This window comes from Streptomyces sp. NPDC058274 (assembly GCF_042881375.1).
Classification (GTDB): domain Bacteria; phylum Actinomycetota; class Actinomycetes; order Streptomycetales; family Streptomycetaceae; genus Streptomyces.
The window spans coordinates 325,084-348,407 of sequence record NZ_JBHVXW010000005.1 but is presented as its reverse complement, the minus strand read 5'-3'; the positions used below and the strand labels follow the sequence as shown (position 1 = coordinate 348,407).

Here is a 23,324-nt window from a genome sequence, read left to right as displayed (position 1 = left end):
CCCACCTTTAGCGTGTTCGGAGGAACGTCACGATGCGTCACCCCCACACCCGGACAGCACGCCGAAGAGTCGTCGGAGCGCTGACCGCAGGCCTGTTGTGTACAACCGCTCTCGCGGCGCCGGCCCTTGCCTCTCCCGCCCACGAGTCCACGTCGCGGGCGCCGGCCGACGGCCTCGCCCTCACCCCGCCCATGGGCTTCAACAACTGGAACTCCACCGGATGCCGGGCGGAGTTCAACGAGGAGATGGTCAAGGGAATAGCCGACATCTTCGTCGAGAAAGGCCTCAAGGACGCCGGATACCGGTACGTCAACCTGGACGACTGCTGGGCCCTGCCCTCCCGCGACGCGAACGGCAAGTTGGTGCCCGACCCCGGCCGATTCCCGGGCGGAATAAAGGCGGTTGCCGACTATGTGCACTCCAAAGGGCTCAAGCTCGGCATCTACACCAGCGCGGGCACGAAGACCTGCAACGAAGCCGGCTTCCCCGGCGCGCTGGGCCACGAGTACAGCGACGCCCAGCAGTTCGCGGACTGGGGTGTGGACTACCTCAAGTACGACAACTGCAACAACCAGGGCGTGGACGCGAAACTCCGCTACAACACGATGCGTGACGCGCTGAAGGCCACCGGGCGCCCCATCGTCTACAGCCTCTGCGAGTGGGGCGAGAACAAACCCTGGGAATGGGCGTCGGACGTCGGACATCTGTGGCGTACGACCGGGGACATCAGCGACAGCTGGAGCTCGATGCTGTCGATCCTCAAGCAGAACCTGCCCCTCGCGCAGTACGCCGGTCCCGGGCACTGGAACGACCCGGACATGCTGGAGGTCGGCAACGGCGGCATGACCGCGACGGAGTACCGCTCGCACTTCTCCATGTGGTCGGTCATGGCGGCGCCGCTGCTCATCGGCTCGGACCTGCGCAAGGCGTCCGACGCGACCTTCGACATCCTCGACAACAAGGAAGTCATCGCGGTCGACCAGGACCCGCTCGGCAACCAGGGCACGGTGCTCTCCTCCGAGGGTGGCCGCTGGGTCGTCACCAAGCAGCTGAAGGACGGCAGCCGGGCGGTCGCCCTCTTCAACGAGACGGGCAGCCCGCAGCGCATCGCCACCACGGCGCAGGCGGTGGGACTGCCGAAGGCGCACGCCTACACGCTGCGCGATCTGTGGCAGCACCGGAGCTACAACACCGCAGGACCGATCGCGGCGACCGTCCCGGCACACGGCACCGTCCTGGTACGGGTCTCCACCGACACCAAGTGGGCCAGGAACCCGTCCGCGGTCGAACTCGGCCTGACCGCCAGTCCATTGCTCGAGGCGGGCCGGACGGTAGCCCTCACCTCCACGGTCACCGACCTCGGCCGTACGCCCGCACACCACGTCTCCGTGAAGCTGAGCGGACCGCGGGGCTGGCGGGTGACGGCGGCCTCACCGACCACCGCGCGCGTGCTGACGACCGGCCGTTCACTGCGAACGCAATGGAAGGTCGCCGTACCGGAAGGCACCAAGGCGGGCACCTACGACCTGACCCTGAAGGCGACGTACCGCTCGCCGGCCGGTGTGCGTGCCGAGATCGAGGTGCCCCTGGCGACGACCGTCGTCGTCGCTCCGCCCTCGGGTGTCTCCTCCCTCGGTGACCTGCCGTGGATGTCGACGACGAACGGCTGGGGTCCGGTCGAGCGCAACACCAGCAACGGTGAGAGCGACTCGGGCGACGGTCATCCGATCACTATCAACGGTGCCGTCTACGCCAAGGGGATCGGGGCGCACGCCCAGAGCACGGTCGAGATCGACGCCGGCAAGGGCTGCGAGAGGGTCACCGCGGACGTGGGCGTCGACGACGAGGAAGGCGCCGACGGCACCGTCGCCTTCGAGATCTGGGCGGACGGCGCCAAGGTCGCCTCGTCCGGGACGCTGACCAACGCGATGCCGGCGCAGCCGATCTCGGCCGACGTCACGGGCGCCGGGGTGGTCCGCCTCGTGGTCACCGATGCCGGGGACGGTGTCACCTCGGACCACGGCGACTGGGCGGACGCCGAGATCAGCTGCTGACGCCCGGCGCGGGGCCGGGAGCCGCCGGCCTCAGCCACCCACCCCCGCGGCGGTCGCGCTCGGCCTGCTGAGCGCGGCCGCCGCGGCGCCGACCAGACCGGCGTCCGTGCCCATCTGCGCGGGCGTCACGGTCAGGCGCTGCACGAACGAGAGCGTCGCGTAGTCGCTCAGGGCCTTGCGCAGCGGGGTGAACAGGACGTCACCCGCCTTGCCCACTCCCCCGCCGATGACGGCGATGTCGATCTCGACGAGGGTCGCCGTCGCGGCGATTCCCGCCGCCAGGGCCTGGGCGGCCCGCTCGAAGGACGCCAGCGCCACCGCGTCGCCGGCGCGGGCGGCGGCGGCCACCGCGGCGGCCGAGGTGTCACCGTCGGGGCCGGGCAGCCAGCCGCCCTCCAGCGCGCGTCGGGCGATGTTGGGGCCGCTCGCGATGCGCTCCACGCAGCCGCGGGAGCCGCACGGGCAAAGGTCGCCGTCGAGGTCCACGCTGATGTGCCCGATGTGGCCCGCGTTGCCGGTCGGGCCGGGGTGCAGCTGTCCGTTCAGGACCAGGCCGCCGCCGACACCGGTGGACACGACCATGCAGAGGGCGTTGGCGTGGCCGCGAGCGGCGCCCTGCCAGTGCTCGGCCGCCGTGATGGCCACGCCGTCGCCGATGAGCTCGACGGGCAGCCCCGCCGCGGCGGAACGAACCCGCTCCACCAGCGGATAGCCGCGCCAGCCGGGGACGTTCACCGGGCTCACGGTGCCCGCGGAGGCGTCCACCGGGCCCGCGCTGCCGATGCCCACCGCGTGCGCCCTGCTCCACAGCGGGGAGACCGTCAGTTCGCCGAGCACGGCCTCCACGGCCCCCATCACGGTGTCGCCGTCCTCCTGCGCGGGCGTCGCGCGCTGCGCGCGCAGGAGGATCCGGCCGCGGCCGTCCACCAGCGCCCCGGCGATCTTGGTGCCGCCGATGTCGAGCGCGGCCACGAGGTCGGTGTGCATCAGAGTCAGATCTCCCGCTGCTGTGTCGTCCCGGGCCCTGACATGGAGCGGCTGCCGCCGCGGGTCCGGGTCCCCGGCCGAAAACCTGGCAGGACATCGCGCCCCTGGGGGAAGGCGCAGGCCGGAGATTGCGGTGGACAGTCTCTCCCGCATCTGACAACGTTGTCCAGGCTCTATGCTCGACGCCACATCCTCATACAACCCCATGGACCGACGCATCCCCGTGGACGACAGGACAGGACAGTACATCGTGGCCGAGACCGCCCGCCGATCCGAGACCCGCTACGGCAATCGTCCCACCATGAAGGACGTGGCGGCGCGTGCCGGCGTAGGCCTCAAGACGGTCTCGCGCGTGGTGAACGGCGAACCGGGGGTCACCCCGGACACCGAGCGCCGCGTCCAGGAGGCGATCGACGCGCTGGGCTTCCGCCGCAACGACAGCGCGCGGGTGCTGCGCAAGGGCCGGACCGCGAGCATCGGTCTCGTCCTGGAGGATCTCGCCGACCCCTTCTACGGCCCGCTGAGCCGCGCGGTCGAGGAAGTGGCCCGCGCCCACGGCGCCCTGCTCATCAACGGCTCCAGCGCCGAGGACCCGGACCGTGAGCAGGAGCTGGTCCTCGCCCTGTGCGCGCGCCGCGTGGACGGACTCGTCGTCATCCCGGCCGGTGACGACCACCGCTATCTGGAGCCGGAGATAAAGGCCGGCGTCGCCACGGTCTTCGTGGACCGCCCGGCCGGCCGGATCGACGCCGACGTCGTGCTGTCGGACAGCTTCGGCGGGGCCCGTGACGGGGTCGCCCATCTCATCGCCCACGGCCACCGCCGGATCGGCTTCATCGGCGACATGCCCCGCATCCACACCGCCGCCGAGCGACTGCGCGGCTACCGGGCGGCCATGGAGGACGCGGGCATACCGGTCGAGGACGCGTGGATGTCCCTGGGCGTCACGGATCCCGTACGGGTGCGCCGCGCGGCCGAGGACATGCTGTCCGGGCCCTCCCCCGTCACCGCGATCTTCGCGGGCAACAACCGTGTGACCGTCACGGTGGTCCGCGTCCTCGCCGAGCGCGGCCGCCCGGTCGCCCTGGTCGGCTTCGACGACATCGAACTGGCGGATCTCCTCCAGCCCGGTGTGACGGTCGTGGCCCAGGACGCCGCCGCGCTCGGCCGTACGGCCGCCGAGCGCCTCTTCCGTCAGCTGGACGGCACCCTCATCACCCCGGAGCGGATCGAGCTCCCGACCCGGCTGATCACACGCGGCTCCGGCGAGCTGCCGCCCGCGGACTGACCGGCCCGCGGGGCCTCAGCAGACCGGGAGCCCCGGGAGCGGTGCGTCGTTGTCGCCGCCCTTGAGATAGACGTCGCTGACGTAGACGTCGGTGTGGCCGCTGTCGTCGTCGGTCTTCGCCCACCACACGTTGGTCCACTCGCCGTAGGTCTCGCGGCGGCCCAGGTTCTGCTGGCAGTAGAAGTAGTTGGTGCCCGCGTTGAGGACGCCGGCCTCGGTGCCGGACGCCGTGTACGACTTGGCGGTGCGCCAGACCTGGCAGTTGTACTTGCCGCCGCCGACGGAGGTGCAGACCGCTGCGGGGGTGGAGTCCCCACCCGAGCTGCCGCCGGACGTACCGCCGCCGCCCGAAGTGCCCGAACCGCCCGAGCTGCCGGAACCGCCGCCCGTGGTACCGCCGTTGGCGGACTTCGACGGCGCGCCGGACGTCCCGGACGCGGGCTTGTCCTTCCCCGCCTGCTTGTCGTCCGGGGACGTGTCCTTCCCCTCGGCCTTGTCGGCCTGCTTCGTCGGCTCGCCGTCGTGCGACAGGTCGACCGATCCGCGGCTGGCGCCCGCGGAGGGAGCCTCGTCGCCGCCGGCGGACGACGCGGGCCGCGCGGCCGCCGTGGAGTCGCCGTCCGAGCCGTTCATGACCGCGACCGTGACACCGGTCGCGGCCAGGACGACCGCGACGGCCACGGCGGCGAGGAGAACACGGCCCTTCCGCCGGCGGGGTACTGCCGAGCCGCTGGGCGCGGCCGTCACGACGGGCTCCGCGGGCCCGAAGCCGGGCGGCACGGGTACGGCGGCGGGCTCTGCCGGTCCGAATCCCGGCGGGACCGCAGGGACGCTCAGCTCCGTGGTCTCGCGCGGCCGGGGATCCGGTTTCCGCAGCCCGGCCGTGACGGAGTCGGTGTCCGGCTCCTGCGCGACCGACTCCAGGAGCTCACGCGCCCGGCCCGCGTCCGGCCGGGACTCGGGCTGCTTGTGCATCAGCTGTTGCAGGACGGGACCCAGCGGCCCGGCTCTGCGGGGCTCGGGCAGCGGCTCGACGACGATCGCGGTGAGCGTGGACCAGGTCGACGTACGGCGGAAGGGGGAGGCTCCCTCCACCGCGGCGTAGAGCGTGGCGCCCAGCGCCCAGATGTCCGACGCGGGCCCCGGGTCGTTGCCCTGGGCCCGCTCGGGCGCCAAGTAGTCGAGGGAGCCGACCAGTTCGCCACTGCGGGTCAGATGGGTGGTCGAGCCGTCACCCGGGTCCTCCATCGCGGCTATGCCGAAGTCGGTGAGGACGACACGGCCCGACCGGTCGAGCAGGATGTTGCCCGGCTTCACGTCGCGGTGCAGCACTCCGGCGCGGTGGGCGGCGGCCAGCGCGTCCATCACCTTGGCGCCGATGGCGGCCGCCTCGCGCGCGTCGAGGGTGCCCTGCTCGCGCAGGACGTCGTCCAGGGAGGGGCCGTCGACCAGCTCCATGACGATCAGCGGGCGCCCGTCGACCTCGGCCACGTCGTGCACCGCGACGACTCCCGGGTGGCGCACCCGGGCCGCCGCACGGGCCTCGCGCTGCATCCGCAGCCCCAGATCGGCCAGTTCGGGCCCGGCGGCGTCGGTGAAGGTGCGCAGCTCCTTGACCGCCACCTCGCGCCCGAGGACCTCGTCGACGGCCCTCCAGACGACACCCATGCCGCCGCGGCCGAGCCGGCCCACGACGCGATAGCGGCCGGCCAGGAGTCGGCCTGTCCCGTCCGCCTGTTGGTTCTCCCCCGAAGACACGACCGCCCCGATCTGTGAGCCACCTTGCGTGGCCCCCAGATTAAGGGGCGGATGTGACCCGCGGGACCGCCGGGAACCTCTGTGACGCGGTCGCTACGCAAGCGCGCCACAGTTGTCCGGAAACCGCGGGCCGAGTCGGCCGGTCACGCGGTTCTGCGCGTCCGCGGGGCCGCTACGAGCCGGAGATGGTCAGGTCTCCCCGCCTCGGCGCCGAGAAGCCCTCCAGGTCGGCGCGGGTCAGTCCGGTCACCCGGGCGACCTCGGCGATGTCGAGGGCACCGCAGTCCAGGCCGCGCAGCAGATATCCGCTCAGCGCCTTGGCGGTGGCGGGTTCGTCCATGACGTCGCCGCCGGCGTGGTTGGCGTACCGGGCGAGCCGGGCCGCGGCCTGCTCGAAACCCTCGCGGTAGAAGGCGAACACGGCCGCGTACCGGGTCGGGATGTGGCCGGGGTGCATGTCCCAGCCCTGGTAGTAGGCGCGGGCCAGGGCCCGGCGGGTCAGGCCGTAGTGCAACCGCCAGGCGTCGTGGACCTTCTCGGTGGGGCCGACCGGCAGGACGTTGGTGGAGCCGTCCGAGACGCGTACGCCGGTGCCCGCGGCCGCGACCTGCATGATCGCCTTGGCGTGGTCGGCGGCCGGGTGGTCGCTGGCCTGATAGGCGGCGCTGACGCCGAGACAGGCGCTGTAGTCGAAGGTGCCGTAGTGCAGACCGGTGGCCCGGCCCTCGGCGACCTGGATCATGCGGGCGACGGTCGCCGTGCCGTCGGTGGCGAGGATGGACTGGCTGGTCTCGATCTGGATCTCGAAGCCGATCCGGCCCGGCTCGAGCCCGCGCGCCTTCTCGAACTCCTCCAGCAGCCGGACCATCGCCGTGACCTGCTCGGCGTACGTCACCTTCGGCAGCGTCAGGACGAGCCCGTCGGGCAGACCGCCGGCCTCCATCAGACCGGTGAGGAAGATGTCGAGGGTGCGGATGCCGCGGTCGCGGACCGGCGCCTCCAGGCACTTCATCCGGATCCCCATGTACGGGGCCGCCGTGCCGTTCTCGTACGCCGCGGCGATCAGCCGGGCCGCACGTGCGGCCGTCTCGTCCTCCTCGGCGCCGGAGCCGGGGCTGTAGCCGTCCTCGAAGTCGACGCGCAGGTCTTCGATGGGCTCGCGCTCCAGTTTGGCCCGCACGCGGCGGTACACGGGCTCGGCGAGGTCGTCGGTGAGGCCGAGGACGGCGGCGAAGGAGGCGGCGTCCGGAGCGTGTGCGTCGAGGGCGGCGAGGGCCTGGTCGCCCCAGGTGCGGATGGTGTCGGCGGCGAACACGTCTCCCGGGACGTACACCGTGTGGACGGGCTGCCGGGTGCCCGGGTCTCCCGGGAAGCGGCGCTCCAGCTCCGCGTCGACCGGGGCGAGGGAGGCGCTGATCTCCTCGCTGACGGCTCCCGCGAGGCTCGTCGCCACCTTCTCCTGCTGGCCCTGACCCATCCCACGTCCTCCTGTTTTCCGCTTCACGGAATCAACAATCCGTATAGCGAAGTTAATAGGCGGCCTCGACCTGCGTCAATGGTCCCCCGAAACCAGCCGGGGCCGCGCGGTGATGATCACCACGCGGCCCCGGCGGACGGCAGAACCGGGTCCACACGGACCCCGGTCTCCCCTGGAGAAGGTCAGCCCTTGCGGGTCTTGATCTCCTCGGTGAGCTGCGGGACGACCTCGAAGAGGTCGCCGACCACGCCGTAGTCGACCAGGTCGAAGATCGGGGCCTCGGCGTCCTTGTTGATGGCCACGATGGTCTTCGACGTCTGCATACCGGCGCGGTGCTGGATCGCGCCGGAGATGCCGGAGGCGATGTACAGCTGCGGGGACACGGACTTGCCGGTCTGGCCGACCTGGTTGGAGTGCGGGTACCAGCCGGCGTCGACCGCGGCGCGCGAGGCGCCCACGGCGGCACCGAGCGAGTCGGCGAGCGACTCGATGACCGAGAAGTTCTCGGCGCCGTTGACGCCGCGGCCGCCGGAGACCACGATCGCGGCCTCGGTCAGCTCGGGCCGGCCGGTCGACTCGCGCGGGGTGCGCGAGGTGACCTTGGTGCCCTTGGCCTGCTCGGAGAAGGAGACCGTGAGGGTCTCGACGGAGCCCGCGGCCGGGGCGGCCTCCACGGCGGCCGAGTTCGGCTTGACCGTGATGACCGGGGTGCCCTTGGAGACACGCGACTTGGTGGTGTAGGAAGCGGCGAACGCGGACTGCGTGGCCACCGGACCCTCGTCACCGGCCTCGATGTCGGTGGCGTCGGTGAGGATGCCGCCGCCGATGCGGATCGCGAGACGGGCCGCGATCTCCTTGGCCTCGGCCGAGGACGGGAGCAGTACGGCGGCCGGGGAGACGGCCTCGAAGGCGGCCTGGAGGGCGTCCACCTTCGGTACGACCAGGTAGTCGGCGAACTCGGGGGCGTCGGCCGTGAGGACCTTGACCGCCCCGTGCTCGGCGAGCGCGGCGGCGGTGTTTTCGGCACCGGCACCGAGGGCGACGGCGACGGGCTCGCCGAGACGTCGGGCGAGCGTCAGCAGCTCCAGGGTGGGCTTGCGGACGGCGCCGTCCACGTGGTCGACGTAGACGAGAACTTCAGCCATGGGACTTCTTCTCTCCTGCTTACGAAGTATGAGGGGGCGGTGGGGGCTCGGCGTGCCGAACCTCGGGCGGTCTGGCGGGCCTTGGGCGCCGCGCCGGTCCGGGAGACGGCCCCGGACCCTCGGCAGCTAGATGAACTTCTGGCCCGCGAGGAACTCAGCCAGCTGCTTGCCGCCCTCGCCCTCGTCCTTGACGATCGTGCCGGCGGTGCGCGCCGGACGCTCGGTGGCGGAGTCGACCTTGGTCCAGGCGCCCGCGAGACCGACCTCGCCCGCCTCGATCTCCAGGTCCTCCAGGTCCCAGGCCTCCACCGGCTTCTTCTTGGCGGCCATGATGCCCTTGAACGACGGGTAACGCGCCTCGCCCGACTGGTCGGTGACCGACACGACGGCCGGCAGCGAGGCCTCCAGCTGCTCGGAGGCGGAGTCGCCGTCGCGACGGCCCTTGACGACACCGTCCTCGACGGAGACCTCGGAGAGCAGCGTGACCTGCGGAACGCCCAGCCGCTCGGCCAGCAGCGCCGGGACGACACCGGCGGTGCCGTCGGTGGACGCCATACCGGAGATGACCAGGTCGTAGCCGGCCTTCTCGATCGCCTTGGCGAGCACCAGCGACGTGCCGATGGCGTCGGTGCCGTGCAGGTCGTCGTCCTCGACGTGGATGGCCTTGTCGGCGCCCATGGACAGGGCCTTGCGCAGCGCGTCCTTGGCGTCCTCGGGGCCGACGGTCAGCACGGTGATCTCGGCGTCATCGGCCTCGTCGGCGATCTGCAGCGCCTGCTCGACCGCGTATTCGTCGAGCTCCGAGAGCAGACCGTCCACGTCGTCACGGTCGACGGTCAGGTCATCGGCGAAGTGCCGATCGCCAGTGGCGTCGGGCACGTACTTCACAGTGACAACGATCCTCAAGCTCACGCCGGCTCTCCTACTGCATCGTCATTTCTGGGCTGCCTTCTTTCAGGCAGCATAGGCGCCTGAAGCGGCCGATCCCGGTCGGGGCGACCCACGCCCCGAACGAAATATTACTCGTCAGTACACCTATCGGATGCCCACTGAGCAAGCGCTTTGAACTGTGACCTTGGCAACGCTGCGTAGTCGACCGAGCGAGTCAGTCCCGCAGGCCGTTGAAGCGCCCCTGGTGGTACAGCAGCGGGCTGCCGGCTCCGGAGGGGTCGCCGAGCGAGACCTCGGCCAGGACGATGCGGTGATCCCCGGCGGGCACGCGCGCGACGACACGGCACACCAGCCAGGCGAGCACGTCGTCCAGGACCGGGACCCCCTCGGGACCCTCGCGCCAGCGCGTGGGTTCACCGAAACGGTCGGCGCCGCTCCGGGCGAAGGTGCCGGCCAGTTCCTGCTGGTGTTCGCCGAGTATGTGCACGCCGACATGGTCCGCCTCCGACACGGCCGGCCAGCTGGAGGCGCCGGTACCGATGCCGAAGGAGATGAGCGGGGGCTCGGCGGACACCGACGCGAGCGAGGTGGCGGTGAAGCCCACGGGGCCGCGCTCGCTCTGCGCGGTGATGACGGCGACCCCCGCCGCATGCCGCCGGAAGACGGAGCGCAGGAGGTCGGGAGAGGCGAGCCGGGGCGTACCGAGGCCGGGTGTGGCCGTCATGGAGTTGTCCTTCTTCGGGAGGCGACGGTCGGGTCCGTGGGTGCTCAACGGCCCGGACAGCGCGCACTCGCGGTGCGGGCCAGGTCCACGTGGACGCGCTCGAAGAGAAGGAGTTCCGGGGGCATACGGTCAGGCTGACGATAGGTGGCGGGTGCAGTCAAGTACGGACCGGTATCTGGGAGATGCCTCACCAAGGGCGCCATGGGTCAGACGGCCTCCCCCAGCGCGGCGATGACATCCGCCCTGCGCGGCTGTCCGGTCGCGCGCCGCACGATCTTCCCCTCGGCGTCGAGCACGAGCACCGTCGGTGTCTTCAGGATTCCGAGGTCCCGTACGAGGTCCAGGTGGTCCTCGGCGTCGATCTCGACATGGGACACCCCCGGGACCATGCCGGCCACTTCGGCGAGCACCCGGCGGGTCGCCCGGCAGGGTGCGCAGAACGCGCTCGAGAACTGGACGAGCGTGGCCCGTTCCCCGATTTCCTCGCCCAACTCCGCCGCGCCGAGCCGCTTTCCGCCGTCCCTCCCGCGCACCCGCACTCTCCCGCTCCGCCGCTGATGCAGCACTCCGTAGGCGCTCGCCAGTGCGAGCACCACCATGCACACCACAAGTCCGGTCATCACAGCCTCAAGCATTCACGAGACCGCAAAGATTCCCGCCGCCACGAATCCCGTCCGGTGCGGAATGCTTGATTCATGGACATCGATGTGAGGGGGCCGCGATTCGGTGCGGCCGTGACGACCGTCGTACTGGCGGTCGTGCTGGTCACCGGCAGCCCGTGGGTACTGGCCTGGCAGACGCTCGCCTTCGCGCTGGGCGCGGCGGGCGGCGTCGGGCGCTCCCCGTACGGCTGGCTGTTCCGCACGGTCGTACGACCCCGGATCGGGCCGCCGACGGAGTTCGAACCCCCGGAGCCGCCGCGCTTCGCGCAGGTGGTCGGGCTGCTCTTCGCGGTCGTCGGACTGATCGGATTCACCGCGGGCCCGGAGTGGCTGGGTCTCGCGGCGACCGCGGCCGCGCTGGCCGCGGCGTTTCTCAATGCCGCCTTCGGGTACTGCCTCGGGTGTGAGATGTACCTGCTCGTCCGCCGAGTGACGGTGCGCGCAGAGTAAAGGGAGGGGAAAACCCCGAGGTGGATCACGTGCCGACGTGACGAGGATCTCGCCGTTCACAGGAACCAGGACTGGCCCCCCGTCCGTTCTTGGGGCACGATCTGCGCATCGCCGTAAACCTACGGCTGCGTAACTTCCGCCGGGAAGCCCTTCCCAGGCAGAGAGAAGGGTCCACCCCGTCCATGGCAGAGCTTGTCTACCGTCCCGTCATCGGTTTCGCCCGCACCTTGTTCAAGGCCTGGGACCTCAAGATCGACTGCCAGGGGTCGGAGAACATTCCGCGCGCGGGCGGCGCCGTGCTGGTCAGCAACCACATCAGCTATCTGGACTTCGTCTTCGACGGCCTGGCGGCCCTGCCGCAGAAGCGCCTGGTGCGCTTCATGGCGAAGGAGTCGGTGTTCCGGCACAAGATCTCCGGTCCACTGATGCGCGGCATGAAGCACATCCCCGTGGACCGCAAGCAGGGTGAGACGGCGTACGCGCACGCCCTGGACTCGCTGCGGTCCGGCGAGGTCATCGGGGTCTTCCCCGAGGCCACCATCTCGCAGTCGTTCACGCTGAAGAGCTTCAAGTCGGGTGCCGCGCGCCTGGCCCAGGAGGCGGGCGTCCCGCTGATTCCGGTGGCGCTGTGGGGCACCCAGCGGCTGTGGACCAAGGGCCACCCGCGCAACTTCAAGCGCAGCCACATCCCGGTCACCATCCGCATCGGCGAGCCGGTCGAGGCCCCCAAGGACCAGTACGCGGGCGCGATCACCCGGCGGCTGCGCGAGCGCGTGCAGGAGCTGCTCGACGCCGCGCAGCGCGCCTATCCGGTCCGCCCCAAGGGCGCGGACGACACCTGGTGGATGCCCGCCCACCTCGGAGGCACGGCACCGACCCCCGAAGAGGTGCGTGCTTCCGAGGCGCGCTGAATCGTCACGCCGGGGCGTGCACCACGATGTGCGCCCCGGGGCTGAACTTCTCCAGGAGTTCGGCGAGTTCGGCGCCCGCGGCCGTGACCTCGGGCACGGGCATCGGCGCCAGGCTCTCCAGGAGGAAGACCGCGGAGGCCGACTCCTCGGTGAGCCGGGTCCGCGGCCCCTGGCGCCAGTTCCACCGCCGGCAGGTCACGCCGGCGTCGTCGCGCCACACCACCTCGCCCGCGTCCGGCTGCTCGACCACCTCGCCGCCGCCCACGACGGTCACGAAGTCCTCGTCTCCCGTGGCCCGCACCAGCGACATCCCGCCCTGGATGCGGTCGGTGTCCTCACCGCCCACCGGGATCAGGTGCGCGACGCTGATCGCGTTGTAGACGTCGACGAGCACGTTGATCCGGGGCAGCCCGGCCTCCGACAGGGCCCTCTTGGCCAGCGCCTCCGCCGAGTTGCGCGTCCGCGACGGCTTGGAGCCGAACGCCGTGTACATCGCGCGCCAGGCCGCCATGTGCGGGTCCTCGTGCGGAGGACGGCCGTCCAGTCGTACGGCCAGCCGGCGTGCCGCGTCGTCCAGCAGCGCCGACGTCTCCTCCGTACTGGGCCCATTCACGAGGCCCTGCGCCTCGACGGCCAGGTGGGTGAAGCCCGGCGCGAGGGCGCGCACCTCGTCGGACACGGTGAGCCTGAGAGTCATCGTCTGCCTTGCGTCAGAGTGCGGTGGGAAGCGCCTTCCACAGGGACGGGCGGTCCGGTGCCGCTCGGAGCACCCGCAGCACGTCCGGATGCGGTGCAGCATAGAGTACTGGATAGTCCAGCTCATTGGACTCCGGATCCGGGACCCAGGCCAGCCGCTCGCCGGCGAGGGAGAACTGGGCGTCCACACCCGCCTTGTTCCCCCGGCAGTCCTGGCGGTGCCACGCGCCGTTGAACCGCACGGCGACCAGACCGTGCACGGCGTGCCCGCTCCCGTCGTCGTGCAGCAGGCGCTGATAGCAGAACGCCGTGGGGATGTCCTCGGCCCGCAGCAGTGCGGCCAGCGCGTGTGCCTTGGCGTGACAGATGCCCGTACGCAGCTCCAGGACGTCGGAGGCGCGCCAGGTGACGCGCGGATCCCCGGAGTCGGCGGAGTGCGGAATGGTGTCGCGCACGAACTCATAGGCCGCCCGCGCATAGGCATACGAGTCCGCCACCCCCTCGGCCAGGCGCGCGGCCGTCTGCCGCACCCGCGGATGATGATGGTCGACGACCTCGTCGGCCGCCAAATAGGCGGACAGGTCAGGGGTTTCCTGGGTCAGTTCCATGGCAGCAGAGCATAGGAATGCGGCCGGTCGACAGTCAATGACTTTTCGATCGGCCGCATACCTATGCATTCATCCGGGCTCCCCCGGGAAACGAGTGATCCTGTTGTCGCTAGCGCGCCATTTCTTCCTTGAGCGCGGCCAGGAACCCGTCCACGTCGTCCTCCGTCGTGTCGAAGGCGCACATCCAGCGGACGTCACCCGCCGCCTCGTCCCAGAAGTAGAAGCGGTAGCGCTTCTGCAGCCGCTCGCTCACATCGTGCGGAAGGCGCGCGAAGACGGCGTTGGCCTGCACCGGGTGGAGGATCTCCACGCCGTGCACCGCCCGGACCCCCTCGGCGAGCCGCTGGGCCATCTCGTTGGCGTGGCGGGCGTTGCGCAGCCACAGGTCCTTGGCGAGCAGCGCCTCCAACTGCACCGAGACGAAGCGCATCTTGGAGGCGAGCTGCATGGACAGCTTGCGCAGGTGCTTCATGTGGCTGACGGCGTCCTGGTTGAGGACGACCACCGCCTCGCCGAACAGCGCGCCGTTCTTCGTCCCGCCCAGCGACAGGATGTCGACCCCGACCGCGTTGGTGAACGTCCGCATCGGGACGTCCAGGGCGGCGGCCGCGTTGGCTATCCGGGCGCCGTCGAGGTGCACCTTCATGCCGTGCGCGTGGGCGTGCTCGCAGATCGCGCGGATCTCGTCGGGCGTGTAGAGAGTGCCGAGCTCGGTGTTCTGGGCGATCGAGACGACCTGCGGCATCGCACGGTGCTCGTCGTCCCAGCCGAACGCCTGCCGGTCGATCAGCTCGGGCGTGAGCTTGCCGTCGGGCGTGGGCACGGTGAGCAGCTTGAGTCCGCCCATGCGCTCGGGGGCGCCACCCTCGTCCACGTTGATGTGCGCGCTCTCCGCGCAGATCACCGCGCCCCAGCGGTCGGTGACGGCCTGGAGCGCCACCACGTTCGCCCCGGTGCCGTTGAAGACCGGGAAGGCCTCGGCGGTGGCACCGAAGTGACTGCGGATGATCCGCTGGAGGCCCGCCGTGTAGTCGTCCTCGCCGTACGCGACCTGGTGCCCGCCGTTGGCCAGGGCCAGGGCGGCGAGCACCTCGGGGTGGGCCCCCGCGTAGTTGTCGCTGGCGAAGCCGCGGACGTCCGGGTCGTGATGACGCCGGGCGTCGGTCTTCGGAGGGTTCACGGCTTCTCGGTCAGCCACAGACGGTTTCCGTTCACTTCACCGGCGGGCTTGTCCCAGACGCCGGCGATGGCCTCGGCCAGCTCCGTGACATCCGTGAAGCCCGCGAACTTCGCGTTGGGGCGCTCGGCGCGCATCGCGTCGTGCACCAGTGCCTTGACCACCAGGATCGCAGCCGCGGCACGGGGACCGTCCTCGCCCCCCGCCTTGCGGAAGGCGTCGGCCATGGCCAGCGTCCACGCCTCGGCCGCGGCCTTCGACGCCGCGTAGGCGGCGTTGCCCGCGGTGGGCTTGGCGGTACCGGCCGCGCTGGTCAGCAGGTAACGGCCGCGGTCGCTGCGCTGGAGGGCGTCGAAGAAGGCGAGGGAGGTGTGCTGGACGGTGCGGATCAGCAGCTTCTCCAGAAGCTCCCAGTCGGCGAGATCGGTCCCCGCGAAGGAGGAGCTGCCGCGCCAGCCGCCCACCAGGTGGACCAGGCCGTCGACGCGTCCGAAGTCCTTCTCGATACGACCGGCCCAGTCGCGGGTCGCCTGCAGGTCGAGCAGGTCGACGGTGTCGCCCACGACCGTGGCACCGCCGTGCGCGTAGCGCGCCGCGTCCACGGCCTCGGCGAGCCGCTGCGGGTCCGCGTCCGAGCCGACGACGACCGCGCCGGCCTCGGCCAGCCGCATCAGCGTGGCCCGGCCGGCCGGGCCGCCGGCCCCGGCCACCGCGATCACCGCGCCGCTCAGTGCTCCGTTGCCGTTCCCGTTGGCCATGGCCTTCGCCTCCTGAGCGTCCTCGGCATTCCCGGCGCGGGCGCTCACGCGGCGATCCGCTCGGCGTTCTCCGCGGTGATGCCCTTGGTGGAGGCGATCACGTTCTTCAGCTTCTTGGCGAGCGCCTCGTAGAACATGCTCAGCGGAAACTCGTCCGGAAGCACGTCGTCCACGAGCTTGCGCGGCGGCTGGGACAGGTCCAGGGCGTCCGGGCCCTTGGCCCAGCGGGAGCCCGGGTGCGGGGCGAGGTACTGCGAGACCAGGTCGTAGGCGGCGAACCAGTGGACCAGCTTCGGGCGGTCGATGCCGGCGCGGTAGAGGTCCTCGATCTCGCCGCACAGCTGGTTGGTGACCTCGGGAGCGCGCTGCCAGTCGATGTGCAGCTTGTTGTCGGTCCAGCGGACGACGTCGTGCTTGTGCAGGTAGGCGAAGAGCAGCTGACCGCCGAGGCCGTCGTAGTTGCGGACCCGCTCGCCGGAGACCGGGAAGCGGAACATCCGGTCGAACAGGACGGCGTACTGCACGTCACGGGCCTGCGGGACGCCGTCGTCCTGCAGCTTCACGGCCTCCTTGAAGGCGGTGAGGTCGCAGCGCAGCTCCTCCAGGCCGTACATCCAGAACGGCTGGCGCTGCTTGATCATGAAGGGGTCGAACGGCAGGTCGCCATGGCTGTGGGTGCGGTCGTGGACCATGTCCCACAGCACGAAGGCCTCTTCGCAGCGCTTCTGGTCGCCGACCATGTCCTGGATGTCGGCGGGCAGTTCGAGACCGAGGAGGTCGACGGCGGCCTCGGTGACGCGGCGGAAGCGGGCGGCCTCCCGGTCGCAGAAGATGCCGCCCCAGCTGAAGCGCTCGGGAGCCTCGCGCACGGCGATGGTCTCCGGGAAAAGGACCGCGGAGTTGGTGTCGTAGCCCGCGGTGAAGTCCTCGAAGGTGATGCCGCAGAACAGCGGGTTGTCGTAGCGGGTGCGCTCCAGCTCGGCCAGCCAGTCCGGCCAGACCATGCGCAGCACGACCGCTTCGAGGTTGCGGTCCGGGTTGCCGTTCTGCGTGTACATCGGGAAGACGACCAGGTGCTGCAGGCCGTCCTCGCGGTGCGCGGCGGGCTGGAAGGCCAGCAGCGAGTCGAGGAAGTCGGGGACCTCGAAACCGCCGTCGGACCAGCGGCGCAGGTCCTTCACGAGCGCCGCGTGGTACTCGGCGTCGTGCGGCACCAGCGGGGACAGCTGCTCCACGGCGTCTATGACCCGGCGTACGGCCAGCTCGGCGTCGGAGGCGTCCGGCGCACCCTCGCCCTCGAAGTCGATGGAGCCGTCCTTGGCCTGCCACGGCCGGATCTCTTCCACGGCATCCTTGAGCACGGGCCAAGCCGGGTGCTCCACCACCCTGACCAGGGGAGGAATCCGCTCCTCCGTACCCACCTGCTCAAGAATTTCCGTCATGACCCACCCTCCACAGGAGAAACTCGCGTATGGACACCGTAAGCATGCGAGGTTCCTTCCCACAAGTGCGGGTCCGGCGAATTATCCTGCGTGACCCCCACCTTCACCGCTCTTTTTCCTGCCGGATACCGTAGATGCGATCACATCCGCTATATGCCGCTGAGCGTCGCGAGTGTCCGCGAGGAGCTCCGGGAAGCCGTAGAAGCCGTGGAACATGGCCGGATAGTGACCCTCGGTGACCTCGACGCCCGCTGTGCGCAGCTGTGCGGCGTAGGCGCGCCCCTCGGCACAGAGGGGATCGAAACCGGCGGTGACGACGTGGGCGGGCGGCAGCCCGCACAGTTCGGCCAGCGCGGGCGACGCGTGGGGGTGCGCGCGGTCGCCGTCGGACCCGAAGTACTGCTCGGCGAACCACCGGCCGTGGGCCGCGGTCAGAAAGAGCCCGAGGCCGTCGTCGAACGCCTTCTCGCGCCGCGCGTCGGTCGCGGGGTAGACCAGCACCTGGTGCGCGAGTGCGGGGCCGCCCCGGTCACGGGCGATCAGCGCGGCGACGGTCGCCAGGTTGCCGCCCGCGCTGTCACCGGCGACGACCAGCGCGCCCGGGTCCCCGCCGAGCTCGTCCAGATGGTCCGCCGCCCAGCACAGGGCGGCGTACGCGTCCTCGACAGCCGCGGGGAAACGCGCCTCGGGCGCGAGCCGGTAGTCGACGGAGACCACCGCAGCGGCGGCGTCCCGGCACAGCCCGCGCGCGATGGGGTCGTGGCTGTCCAGGCCGCCGATCGTCCATCCGCCGCCGTGGAAGAAGACGACGGTCGGACGGGGCCCGGGTTTCTCCGGCCGCCTGGGTGCCCCGTCGCTCCGTGGCTCCTCGCGGGCGCTCCCCGGTTCCGGCAGGTAGATCCGTACGGGGATCTCCGGCGCCCCGGGCGGGCCCGGTACGACGCGGTCCGCCACGGAACCGACGGCCGGGGGTTCGAAGGGCCAGGCGGGTGCCGCGGCCAGGACGCGACGGGCCTCGGCCGCGTCGGTGACGGTGCCGCCGAGATCCGGGAAGTGGACCTTGATGGCGTCGACGAGGGCACGGACTTCGGGGGCGGGCTCGGCGGTCATCGCGTCACCTCTCGGCGGGCTCGTGAACTGCTCTACCGGGTACGTCATATGACTAGCCGTCAGGAGAGGGAGGGGCAAGGGGACACCGGCGGCGGGTCAACCCGCGCGGGACTCGCCCACCCCAGGGTGATCCGCCCGGGCTCCAGGGGCAGGTCCGCCTGGCGCCGGGGCCCATTCAACGGCGTACGACCGGGTACATCACGCGGCAGGGCCATTAGGCTGCGGCCCTGCCGCGTGGACGCCCCGTCGGACTCCACGCCGGAGCCGAGCCGCCGTCGACGGAAGCGAGTTGAACCTTGAACTTCCTCACCATCGGTCATCGCGGAGTGATGGGTATCGCACCCGAGAACACTCTCCGTTCCTTCATCGCCGCCCAGCAGGCGGGCCTCGACCTGATCGAACTCGATCTGCATCTGAGCAAGGACGGCGCCCTCGTCGTCATGCATGACGCCGACGTGGACCGTACGACCGACGGCTCGGGACCGATCGCCGAGAAGACTCTCGCCGAGCTGCGCACCCTGGACGCGGGGCACGGCGAGCGCGTTCCCGTCTTCGAGGAGGTGCTGGACGCCGTCAGGGCTCCGCTGCAGGCGGAGATCAAGGACGTGGCGGCGGCCCGGGCGCTGGCCGAGGTCATGCACCGCCGGGACCTCGTGGCACGGGTAGAGGTCCTCTCGTTCCACGACGAGGCGCTCGCTGAGATCGCACGCCTCGTCCCCGGCGTACGCACCGCCCTCGTCGCCAGCCGCTATGGCATCGATGTCGTGGACCGCGCCACCGCCGTCGGTGCCACGACGCTCGTCCTGAACATCCGCCGGCTGACCCTGGAGGTCGTCGAGTACGCGCGCAAGGCGGACCTGAGGATCATCGGCTGGGTGGTGAACACGCAGGACCAGTTGCGGCTGGTGCGCGCCCTGGAGCTGGACGGTGCGACCACCGACTACCCCGAGATCAAGCGCACCGGCCGTTTCACCGCGTAGGGATCAGACGAGCGGCTTGACCAGCAGCTCGAACTGCAGGTCGTCGCGCTGCGGAATGCCGAAGCTCTCGTCGCCGTACGGGAAGGGCGTCATCTTTCCCGTACGGCGGTAGCCGCGGCGCTCGTACCAGGCGATGAGGTCGTCGCGCACGGAGATCACGGTCATGTGCATCTCCATGACGCCCCAGGTCTCGCGCGCGTGCCGCTCCGCCTCCGCGATGATCACCTTGCCGAGCCCCGCGCCCTGGAGCGCCGGGCTGACCGCGAACATCCCGAAGTAGGCGTGGTCACCGCGGTGTTCGAGCTGGCAGCAGGCGATGACGGAACCGTCCCGCTCCACGGTCAGCAGCCGGCTCTCGGGCGACTTGATGACCGCGAGCACGCCGTCGGGGTCGGTCCGCTGCCCTTCGAGGATGTCCGCCTCCGTCGTCCAGCCGGTCCGGCTGGTGTCCCCGCGGTAGGCCGACTCGATCAGCGCGACGAGGGCGTCGACGTCGGCGTCGGTGGCGTCGCGGAAGGTCAGTCCGTCGGGAGCGGTGTCCATGGAGCGGTTCTCCGATTCTGTGGCGCGGTTCGGCACCGACGAGAGTAACCCTGTCCTACGCTTCGGGTGCATGGTGCATGTACTGAGCAGCCGAACCCTTCTGCGTCCCACCGACCCCGAGCGTTCCCGCACGTTCTACGGTGACCAGCTGGGCCTCGCCGTCCATCGCGAGTTCGGTACGGGTCCCGAACGCGGCACCGTGTACTTCCTGGGCGGTGGCTTCCTGGAGGTCGCGGGCCGCGCCGACACCCCGCCCTCCCCCACCCTCAGGCTGTGGCTCCAGGTGGCGGACGCGGCCGCGGCGCACGACGAGCTGACAGCCGCCGGCGTGGAGATCCGGCGCCCGCCGGTGAAGGAGCCCTGGGGCCTGATCGAGATGTGGATCGCGGACCCGGACGGGACCGAGATCGTGCTCGTCGAGATCCCGGCCGACCATCCGCTGCGGTACCGGCCGGGGATCTGAGGGGTACCGGTGGTCGCGGCCGGGCCTGCGGGCATAGCGTGATCGCGGGGGTTCCTCGCCCGGAAGGTGACGTCATGAAACTCGACAGGCCGGTGACCGGCGGGCCCTGCTGGACCGAGCTCGGGACCAGCGATCCGGAGGCGGCCAAGGGGTTCTACGCGGCGTTGTTCGGCTGGCGCCTCGAGACGGACCCGCGCCAGGAGGCGGGCGGCTACACCGTCGCGCACCTCGGCGACGCGGCGGTCGCGGCGATCTCCCCGCTCTACCAGCAGTCGCAGCCGGTCGCGTGGAACGTGTCGTTCGCGGTGACCGACGCCGACGTCGCCGCGGAGACCGTCGGCACGGCGGGCGGCACGGTCGTCGTCGGACCGCTGGACGTGTTCGACGTGGGCCGTTTCGCCGTGGCCTTCGACCCGGGCGGCGCCGCGTTCCAGCTGTGGCAGGCCCGTACGTTCCCGGGGGCCGGGCTGTTCAACGCGCCCGGCTCGCTCGGCTGGGTGGAACTGCTGACCCGCGCCCCCGAGCAGGTCGCCGGCTTCTACACGACCGTCTTCGGCTGGACTCTGAGCGCCTCCGAGGAGTACCCGCAGTGGGGCATCGAGGGCGCCGACTTCGGGGGCCTGCTGGCGATGGACGACAAGTTCCCGCCCGAGGTGCCCTCGCACTGGCTCCCGTACTTCGCCGTCGAGGACGTGGACATCACGGCGGAGGCCGCCGTCGCGGCGGGCGGCAGTCTGCTGATGGAGCCCACCTCCGTGCCGGACGGCCCGCGGATCGCCGTACTGAAGGATCCGCAGGGAGCGGTCTTCGGCATCCATGTGGCGGGTGAGGAGGGATAGGGCGTACGGGATCCGGTGCCGGATCGGCTGCGCGGCACCCGATGGGCCCTCAGACGCGGGGTGCGCCCAGCCGGCCCTCGAGCTGTCCGAGCAACTCGCCGAGCAGAACAGCGAGTTCGTCCCGGCGGGCGGGATCGATCCCGGACAGGGCCGCCGTCTCGAAGGAGAGCTGTTCGGGGAGGATGCCGTCGACGAGGTCGCGGCCCTCTTCGGTGAGCCGGACGTGCGCCACCCGGCGGTCGCGGGTGTCCCCACGGCGCTCGATCAGGCCCCGCTCGCTCAGCTGCTTGAGGCGCTTGGTGACGGCGGCTCCGGAGGAGAACGTCTCGCGGGCGATGTCACTGGGGGTCAGCTCGTGACCGGTGCGCCGCAGCGTGCCGAGGACGTCGAACTCGGGCCGGGTGAGTCCGGCGCGGCGCAGCGGGGCGTCCTCGGCCTGCTGGAGGAGGGCCGCGCTGCGGTTGATGCGGCCGATGATCTCCATGGGACCGGTGTCGATGCCGGGATGCACCGTCTGCCACTGACGCACCACGACGGCCATGGTGTCCACGGGCGCGGCCCCTCCGCTCCCGGAGTCCGCGGGCCCCGCCACCGGATGCCCAGAGGCGGCCCCGGGGTCCGGTGACCCGGCCGTGTCGCCCCCGGTCGCCGCCCGCCCGTTCGCTGCCGTCATGCCTGTGCGTCCTCCAAGAAGTGCCGTCCCCGCCGTCGTACCACCGCCGCGAGCGTACGGTGTCCGGCCTGCTCAGCCATCATCACCCGCTCCGGGGGCAGGGCGCGCTGCCACCACTCGCCGGCAGCCGCGTCGGCGGTGGCGCGCAGCTCGACGACGGCTGCGGCGAGACCCCGGCGGGCGGACTCCAGGGCCCCGGGCGCGGGACTCCGCGCGGCCAGGACGCCCGCGGCGCGCTCGCGGGCCCGCTCGACGCTGTCGAGGGCCTCCTCTACACGGTCGCCGGCGCGCCGATTGGTCACCGCGACCGCCGCGAGAAACCCCACCAGCGCCCCGACGAGTGTGTCGAGCACCCGGTCGGCCATGAGCTCGGCGGTCCGCTGGTGGTGTGTGAACTCGGTGATGAGCAGCGCCATCGGAGTCACGCAGACGCTGCCGAGCCAGTAGTTACGGCCGATCAGCGCCTCGGCGCCGAAGGTGAGGGCGAGGCAGCACAGGACGAGGGACGCCTGGCCCAGGTGGGCGAGCGGCACGACAGCCGCGAAGACCAGCACGCCGATCAGATTGCCGACGACGCGCTGCACTCCTCTGCTCCAGGTCAGGCTGACGTTGGCCTGATAGAGCGAGGCCGCAGTGACCAGCGCCCAGTACGGCCGGCCGATACCGAGGGCGAGCGAGACGTATCCGGCGAGGGCGCAGCCGACGGCGGTACGCAGCGCGAACGGGGCCAGCGGGCCGAGGCGGGTACGCAACGGCCGTGCGGGGACGTCGAGTTCGGCCTCCACGCCGAGCAGTTCGCCGGCGTCCGGATCGTCCGCGGGTGGATCGTCCGCGGGTGGATCGTCCGCGGGTGGAATCGGCCCGCCGCCGCGCAGGTCCCGTGCCCAGGCCCGCAGCCGCTCCGGCTCGGCGTCGGCGGGCGCCGCGAGCGCGACCTCGGCGCGGACCACGAGCCGTTCCAGAGCGCGGCGGGGCGCGGACCGGGCGCCGGTGGAGAGCAGTGCCTGCCAGGACACGTGCACGGCCGCGGCCCCGGCGGCCCGGGCCCCGGCGTGCTCGGCGCCGGTGCCGCGCGCCTGGGCGAACGCGGCGGCGGCGCCGAGTGCGTGCGCGGTGGCGCGCCGCTCGGGTCCGTGCGGCCGTACGAGTCCGGGCGCCATGCCGACCGTCCAGGCCCAGGCGCCCGCGACGGCGGCCGCCGCCAGATGCCCGGGGACCTGACCGAGGCTCTGCGGCGCGAACAGGGACGCGGAGCTGATGAAGGTCAGGACCACATGGCCGGGCGGTCCGACGCGGGTGGCGTCGCAGAGCGTCTTCTGTACGGCGGCCAGCAGGGCGCCGACGGTGACCAGCACGACGGCGTCCGTGGTGAACGACGCGGTGACCAGGGCGACGGCCAGCCCGCCGAGCATGCCGAGCACCACGCCGGCCAGCACCCGGGCCCGGGCGGCGTAGGGACGGTTGTGGGCGTAGAGCGCGCAGAGGGATCCGGCCATCGTGTACATCGCGAGATCGAGGCGGCCGAGCGCGAGCAGCGTGAGGTTCGGCGGAGCGACCGCGACGACGACGCTCGACGCGGGCTTGAACCAGATGTCGGAGGGCCTGCCGACCTTCAGCACCCCGGCGAGCGGGAGCCGGCGGGAGGGCGGGGAGGCGGGGGAATCTCGGCGCATGAATAAAGATTACCA

General features: G+C 71.5%; 23 protein-coding genes. 7 read left to right on the top strand and 16 right to left on the bottom strand.

Annotated elements, in window-relative coordinates:
• Window positions 1-32: 32 nt before the first annotated feature.
• Complete coding sequence (locus ACFVYF_RS13695; RefSeq protein ID WP_389455345.1) at window positions 33-2,054, top strand: NPCBM/NEW2 domain-containing protein; 2,022 nt, start codon at window positions 33-35, stop codon at window positions 2,052-2,054.
• A 30-nt stretch (window positions 2,055-2,084) separates the two neighbouring features.
• On the opposite strand, the gene ACFVYF_RS13690 is transcribed toward ACFVYF_RS13695, so the two are convergent.
• Window positions 2,085-3,041, bottom strand: coding sequence for an ROK family protein (locus tag ACFVYF_RS13690; RefSeq protein ID WP_389455343.1), 957 nt, complete (start codon window positions 3,039-3,041; stop codon window positions 2,085-2,087).
• 205 nt (window positions 3,042-3,246) lie between these two features.
• Between ACFVYF_RS13690 and ACFVYF_RS13685 the strand changes: the two genes are divergently transcribed.
• The gene (locus tag ACFVYF_RS13685) at window positions 3,247-4,329 is read left to right on the top strand and encodes a LacI family DNA-binding transcriptional regulator (protein ID WP_389455341.1); all 1,083 of its coding nucleotides are present in this window, start codon (window positions 3,247-3,249) and stop codon (window positions 4,327-4,329) included.
• Window positions 4,330-4,344: 15 nt separating this feature from the next.
• Here ACFVYF_RS13685 and ACFVYF_RS13680 read toward each other — a convergent pair whose 3' ends face one another.
• From ACFVYF_RS13680 to ACFVYF_RS13655, 6 genes are all read right to left on the bottom strand, one after another.
• Complete coding sequence (locus tag ACFVYF_RS13680; RefSeq protein ID WP_389455339.1) at window positions 4,345-6,087, bottom strand: serine/threonine-protein kinase; 1,743 nt, start codon at window positions 6,085-6,087, stop codon at window positions 4,345-4,347.
• Between the two features lie 172 nt (window positions 6,088-6,259).
• On the bottom strand, window positions 6,260-7,564 hold the full coding sequence (locus ACFVYF_RS13675; RefSeq protein ID WP_389455337.1) for a DUF6986 family protein: 1,305 nt from the start codon (window positions 7,562-7,564) through the stop codon (window positions 6,260-6,262).
• A 182-nt stretch (window positions 7,565-7,746) separates the two neighbouring features.
• Window positions 7,747-8,709, bottom strand: coding sequence for an electron transfer flavoprotein subunit alpha/FixB family protein (locus ACFVYF_RS13670; protein WP_389455335.1), 963 nt, complete (start codon window positions 8,707-8,709; stop codon window positions 7,747-7,749).
• Window positions 8,710-8,835: 126 nt separating this feature from the next.
• Window positions 8,836-9,621 (bottom strand): electron transfer flavoprotein subunit beta/FixA family protein, encoded by a 786-nt coding sequence (locus ACFVYF_RS13665; protein WP_389455333.1) that lies wholly within the window; start codon window positions 9,619-9,621, stop codon window positions 8,836-8,838.
• A gap of 193 nt (window positions 9,622-9,814) precedes the next feature.
• Entirely contained in the window at window positions 9,815-10,324 is a 510-nt protein-coding gene (locus ACFVYF_RS13660) for a flavin reductase family protein (protein ID WP_389455331.1), read from the bottom strand.
• A gap of 206 nt (window positions 10,325-10,530) precedes the next feature.
• On the bottom strand, window positions 10,531-10,944 hold the full coding sequence (locus ACFVYF_RS13655) for a TlpA family protein disulfide reductase (RefSeq protein ID WP_389455484.1): 414 nt from the start codon (window positions 10,942-10,944) through the stop codon (window positions 10,531-10,533).
• A 75-nt stretch (window positions 10,945-11,019) separates the two neighbouring features.
• On the opposite strand from ACFVYF_RS13655, the gene ACFVYF_RS13650 reads away from it, so the two are divergent.
• Together ACFVYF_RS13650 and ACFVYF_RS13645 are read left to right on the top strand one after the other, a co-directional pair.
• The gene (locus tag ACFVYF_RS13650; protein WP_389455329.1) at window positions 11,020-11,436 is read left to right on the top strand and encodes a DUF4395 domain-containing protein; all 417 of its coding nucleotides are present in this window, start codon (window positions 11,020-11,022) and stop codon (window positions 11,434-11,436) included.
• A gap of 182 nt (window positions 11,437-11,618) precedes the next feature.
• Entirely contained in the window at window positions 11,619-12,347 is a 729-nt protein-coding gene (locus ACFVYF_RS13645) for a lysophospholipid acyltransferase family protein (RefSeq protein ID WP_389455327.1), read from the top strand.
• A gap of 4 nt (window positions 12,348-12,351) precedes the next feature.
• On the opposite strand, the gene ACFVYF_RS13640 is transcribed toward ACFVYF_RS13645, so the two are convergent.
• The 6 genes from ACFVYF_RS13640 to ACFVYF_RS13615 form a co-directional block, all read right to left on the bottom strand.
• Entirely contained in the window at window positions 12,352-13,044 is a 693-nt protein-coding gene (locus ACFVYF_RS13640; RefSeq protein WP_389455325.1) for a B3/4 domain-containing protein, read from the bottom strand.
• 13 nt (window positions 13,045-13,057) lie between these two features.
• On the bottom strand, window positions 13,058-13,651 hold the full coding sequence (locus ACFVYF_RS13635) for a transglutaminase domain-containing protein (protein ID WP_389455323.1): 594 nt from the start codon (window positions 13,649-13,651) through the stop codon (window positions 13,058-13,060).
• 109 nt (window positions 13,652-13,760) lie between these two features.
• Window positions 13,761-14,831: a threonine aldolase family protein gene (locus tag ACFVYF_RS13630; RefSeq protein WP_389455321.1), complete on the bottom strand. Its 1,071-nt coding sequence runs from the start codon at window positions 14,829-14,831 to the stop codon at window positions 13,761-13,763.
• Complete coding sequence (locus ACFVYF_RS13625) at window positions 14,828-15,586, bottom strand: SDR family NAD(P)-dependent oxidoreductase (protein ID WP_389455483.1); 759 nt, start codon at window positions 15,584-15,586, stop codon at window positions 14,828-14,830. Before ACFVYF_RS13625 ends, ACFVYF_RS13630 begins: the two co-directional genes overlap by 4 nt.
• A 44-nt stretch (window positions 15,587-15,630) precedes the next feature.
• On the bottom strand, window positions 15,631-17,028 hold the full coding sequence (locus ACFVYF_RS13620; RefSeq protein ID WP_389455319.1) for a DUF6421 family protein: 1,398 nt from the start codon (window positions 17,026-17,028) through the stop codon (window positions 15,631-15,633).
• Window positions 17,029-17,109: 81 nt separating this feature from the next.
• Window positions 17,110-18,138: an alpha/beta hydrolase fold domain-containing protein gene (locus ACFVYF_RS13615; protein WP_389455317.1), complete on the bottom strand. Its 1,029-nt coding sequence runs from the start codon at window positions 18,136-18,138 to the stop codon at window positions 17,110-17,112.
• 296 nt (window positions 18,139-18,434) lie between these two features.
• Here ACFVYF_RS13615 and ACFVYF_RS13610 point away from each other — a divergent pair, with 296 nt between their 5' ends.
• On the top strand, window positions 18,435-19,118 hold the full coding sequence (locus tag ACFVYF_RS13610; protein ID WP_389455315.1) for a glycerophosphodiester phosphodiesterase: 684 nt from the start codon (window positions 18,435-18,437) through the stop codon (window positions 19,116-19,118).
• A gap of 3 nt (window positions 19,119-19,121) precedes the next feature.
• Here the strand turns inward: ACFVYF_RS13610 and ACFVYF_RS13605 are convergent, their stop codons facing one another.
• The gene (locus tag ACFVYF_RS13605; protein ID WP_389455313.1) at window positions 19,122-19,661 is read right to left on the bottom strand and encodes a GNAT family N-acetyltransferase; all 540 of its coding nucleotides are present in this window, start codon (window positions 19,659-19,661) and stop codon (window positions 19,122-19,124) included.
• A gap of 70 nt (window positions 19,662-19,731) precedes the next feature.
• Here ACFVYF_RS13605 and ACFVYF_RS13600 point away from each other — a divergent pair, with 70 nt between their 5' ends.
• Window positions 19,732-20,124, top strand: a complete 393-nt coding sequence (locus tag ACFVYF_RS13600; RefSeq protein ID WP_389455311.1) for a VOC family protein — start codon at window positions 19,732-19,734, stop codon at window positions 20,122-20,124.
• A gap of 74 nt (window positions 20,125-20,198) precedes the next feature.
• Window positions 20,199-20,963, top strand: coding sequence for a VOC family protein (locus ACFVYF_RS13595; protein ID WP_389455309.1), 765 nt, complete (start codon window positions 20,199-20,201; stop codon window positions 20,961-20,963).
• Window positions 20,964-21,012: 49 nt separating this feature from the next.
• On the opposite strand, the gene ACFVYF_RS13590 is transcribed toward ACFVYF_RS13595, so the two are convergent.
• Entirely contained in the window at window positions 21,013-21,636 is a 624-nt protein-coding gene (locus ACFVYF_RS13590) for a MarR family winged helix-turn-helix transcriptional regulator (RefSeq protein WP_389455307.1), read from the bottom strand.
• Window positions 21,633-23,309 carry an FUSC family protein gene (locus ACFVYF_RS13585; protein WP_389455305.1) on the bottom strand — a complete coding sequence of 559 codons (1,677 nt, stop codon included), beginning with the start codon at window positions 23,307-23,309 and terminating at the stop codon, window positions 21,633-21,635. The genes ACFVYF_RS13590 and ACFVYF_RS13585 overlap by 4 nt, the downstream gene beginning before the upstream one ends.
• Window positions 23,310-23,324 lie beyond the last annotated feature (15 nt).